Source organism: Streptomyces kebangsaanensis (assembly GCF_001906585.1).
Taxonomy (GTDB): Bacteria; Actinomycetota; Actinomycetes; order Streptomycetales; family Streptomycetaceae; genus Streptomyces; species Streptomyces kebangsaanensis.
The window spans coordinates 1-3,581 of sequence record NZ_JUJA01000055.1 but is presented as its reverse complement, the minus strand read 5'-3'; the positions used below and the strand labels follow the sequence as shown (position 1 = coordinate 3,581).

Annotated in this window: 4 protein-coding genes; 3 read left to right on the top strand and 1 reads right to left on the bottom strand. The window is 72.3% G+C overall.

Going from position 1 to position 3,581, the window contains the following annotated elements; translation table 11 throughout:
• Positions 1 to 145 precede the first annotated feature (145 nt).
• Together mmpB and RH94_RS07990 are read left to right on the top strand one after the other, a co-directional pair.
• Positions 146 to 274 carry a morphogenic membrane protein MmpB gene (gene mmpB / locus RH94_RS46090; protein WP_107428658.1) on the top strand — a complete coding sequence of 43 codons (129 nt, stop codon included), beginning with the start codon at positions 146 to 148 and terminating at the stop codon, positions 272 to 274.
• Positions 275 to 305: 31 nt separating this feature from the next.
• Complete coding sequence (locus RH94_RS07990; protein WP_073946934.1) at positions 306 to 929, top strand: Maf family protein; 624 nt, start codon at positions 306 to 308, stop codon at positions 927 to 929.
• An 18-nt stretch (positions 930 to 947) separates the two neighbouring features.
• Here the strand turns inward: RH94_RS07990 and RH94_RS07985 are convergent, their stop codons facing one another.
• The gene (locus RH94_RS07985; RefSeq protein WP_199880897.1) at positions 948 to 1,457 is read right to left on the bottom strand and encodes a hypothetical protein; all 510 of its coding nucleotides are present in this window, start codon (positions 1,455 to 1,457) and stop codon (positions 948 to 950) included.
• A gap of 364 nt (positions 1,458 to 1,821) precedes the next feature.
• Here RH94_RS07985 and RH94_RS07980 point away from each other — a divergent pair.
• Positions 1,822 to 3,581: acetyl/propionyl/methylcrotonyl-CoA carboxylase subunit alpha (locus RH94_RS07980; protein WP_073945994.1), on the top strand; the 1,760-nt coding region annotated here is incomplete at its 3' end.

Here is a 3,581-nt window from a genome sequence, read left to right as displayed (position 1 = left end):
GGCTCGGCCCCAGCCTGAACCCCCCACTCGACCCAGCCTGCACCCCCGGCCCCCGACCGCTCCTCCTCCCCCCAGCTCGCGCCGCGGGTCAAGTTGAGTACGCGTACTCAGGCGCCGGGGCCGGTCCTCGCCGGACGATCGGGGAATGCTGTGGTCCGACCCCGAGAACGAGCCGCCGAAGGAACTGCGGGACACGCAGGAGATGCTGCGGCGACTGGGTGTTCTCGTGGCGGTGGCCATGCTGCTGGCGATGTTGGTGATCGGACTGGGGTGAGGCAGGTCGGCGCCGCCTATACGCTGACCGTATGACAGACCAGCCGCGCCGCCGACTCGTGCTCGCCTCCCAGTCCCCCGCCCGGCTCGGGCTGCTCCGGCAGGCCGGGTTCGACCCGGAGGTCGTCGTCAGCGGCGTCGACGAGGACGCGATCACCGCGCCCACCCCCGCCGAGCTGGCGCTCGCGCTGGCCGAGGCGAAGGCCTCCGTGGTGGCGGCCCGGCCGGAGGTCCAGGGCGCGCTGGTCATCGGCTGCGACTCGGTGCTCGACCTGGACGGCCAGGCCCTCGGCAAGCCCGCCGACGCCGAGGAGGCCACCGCCCGCTGGAAGGCGATGCGCGGACGGACCGGCACCCTCCAGACCGGGCACTGCGTCTGGGACACGGCGCGCGGACGGTACGCCTCGGCCACCGCCTCCACCGTGGTCCGCTTCGGCGAGCCGACGGACGAGGAGATCGCCGAGTACGTCGGCTCCGGCGAGCCGCTGCAGGTCGCCGGCGCCTTCACCCTGGACGGCCGCTCGGCGCCGTTCATCGACGGCATCGACGGCGACCACGGCAACGTCATCGGCATCAGCCTCCCCCTGATCCGCCGACTGCTGGCCGAACTGGGCGTGGGCATCACCGAGTTGTGGGCTCCCCCGGCCGAGGGCTGAGCAGGGGGACCGGGGAGGTCAGGGGGCGCTGGGCTCGACCGGAGGGGCGACCGGGGCGGGGGGAGCGTCGCTCACCGGGGCGTCCCCCCGGGGACCGTCGTCGCCCTGCGCCGCACCGGCCGGTCCCTCCTTGCGGTCGTACGTCATCAGCAGCAGCACGATGAGCCCGAGCACCGCCACCATGAACAGGAACGCCTTCCAGCCCACCGGCCCCCAGGCGAACGCGCCCAGCAGCCCGTGCACCACGGCCGCGCTGATCAGCAGGGCCCGGCCGAGGCCGGCCGGGCGGCGGCCGCGCACCGCGACCAGCAGGGCGGCCAGGCCGCACAGGGCGAAGTAGAGACCGAAGACCACGCCGCCGACCTTCGACGACGTCGACATCATGTTCGGGTCCAGGCCGGCCAGGGACATCTGCTGCCGGTGCACGAGCTCGCCGAGGAACCAGTTCAGCCCCGCCACCGCGAACGCCTCCGCGAAGAGCACGACCGCCACCACCCACGCCACCGGTCTGCGCGCCACCGGTCCCACCCTCTTCCGACTGCCGCTCCACCCGGAGCCCTGTTACCGCCAGTACCGTCGAGCCAACGCGAACGCTACTAACGGGTAAACCACGGGACAAGGGTTCTGCGGGCGGCAAAGATTCATTGGGCCATTCGTAGGGACTCCACAAAGAAACGAAGTACGCCGCAGCACGCTCTCACAGAGACCTTGGCCACGTCGGAGGCTAGGGTTTTCCGAAGGAGTCCTGCGTACAGCGTTGCGACAAGGGATTTCGCAGGTCGAGCGAGCCTCGAATCACGCTCCGTGTGGGCAAGCTCACCATTGGGGACGGGTCGAAGTGCCGTGTCGGCTGTCCCTAAACTCGGCTTGTTTCAAGGAGGGAGCCTCAATCGTGCGCAAGGTGCTCATCGCCAACCGTGGCGAAATCGCTGTCCGCGTGGCCCGGGCCTGCCGGGACGCCGGGATCGCGAGCGTGGCCGTCTACGCCGACCCGGACCGGGACGCTCTGCATGTCCGCGCCGCGGATGAGGCGTTCGCCCTGGGCGGTGACACCCCGGCCACCAGCTACCTGGACATCGACAAGGTCCTGAAGGCCGCCAAGGAATCCGGCGCGGACGCCATCCACCCCGGCTACGGCTTCCTCTCGGAGAACGCCGACTTCGCCCAGGCCGTCCTCGACGCCGGCCTGACCTGGATCGGCCCGCCCCCGCAGGCCATCCGCGACCTGGGCGACAAGGTCGCCGCCCGGCACATCGCCCAGCGCGCCGGCGCCCCCCTGGTCGCCGGCACCCCCGACCCCGTCGCCGGCGCCGACGAGGTCGTCGCCTTCGCCAAGCAGCACGGCCTGCCCATCGCCATCAAGGCCGCCTTCGGCGGCGGCGGCCGCGGCCTGAAGGTCGCCCGCACCCTGGAGGAGGTCCCCGAGCTGTACGACTCCGCCGTCCGCGAGGCCACCGCCGCCTTCGGCCGCGGCGAGTGCTTCGTCGAGCGCTACCTCGACCGCCCCCGCCACGTCGAGACCCAGTGCCTGGCCGACACCCACGGCAACGTCGTCGTCGTCTCCACCCGCGACTGCTCCCTGCAGCGCCGCCACCAAAAACTCGTCGAGGAGGCCCCCGCCCCCTTCCTCACCGACGAGCAGACCGCCGAGCTCTACCGCGCCTCCAAGGCCATCATGAAGGAGGCCGGCTACGTCGGCGCCGGCACCGTGGAATTCCTCGTCGGCCAGGACGGCACCATCTCCTTCCTCGAGGTCAACACCCGCCTGCAGGTCGAACACCCGGTCACCGAGGAGGTCGCCGGCCTCGACCTGGTCCGCGAGATGTTCCGCATCGCCGACGGCGAGCCGCTCGGCTACGACGACCCGCCGCTGCGCGGCCACTCCTTCGAGTTCCGCATCAACGGCGAGGACCCCGGCCGAGGCTTCCTGCCCGCCCCCGGCACCGTCACCCGCTTCGACGCGCCCACCGGCCCCGGCGTGCGCCTGGACGCCGGCGTGGAGTCCGGCTCCGTCATCGGCCCCGCCTGGGACTCCCTGCTCGCCAAGCTCATCGTCACCGGCCGCACCCGCGCCGAGGCCCTCCAGCGCGCCGCCCGCGCCCTGGACGAATTCCAGGTCGAGGGCATGGCCACCGCCCTGCCCTTCCACCGCGCGGTGGTGACCGACCCCGCCTTCGCCCCCGAACTCACCGGCAGCACCGAGCCGTTCACCGTCCACACCCGCTGGATCGAGACCGAGTTCACCAACGACATCAAGCCGTTCGCCGCCGCCGTGGACGGCGAGGCCGAGGAGGAGAGCAACCGCGAGACCGTCGTCGTCGAGGTCGGCGGCAAGCGCCTGGAGGTCTCCCTGCCCGCCTCCCTGGGCATGTCCCTGGCCCGCACCGGCCTGGCCGCCGGCGCCAAGCCCAAGCGCCGCGCCGCGAAGAAGACCGGCCCCGCCGCCTCCGGCGACACCCTCGCCTCCCCCATGCAGGGCACCATCGTCAAGGTCGCCGTCGAGGAGGGCCAGCAGGTCACCGAGGGCGACCTCGTCGTCGTCCTGGAGGCCATGAAGATGGAACAGCCCCTCAACGCCCACAGGAGCGGCACCGTCAAGGGCCTCACCGCCCAGGTCGGCGCCTCCCTCACCTCCGGCGCCCCCATCTGCGA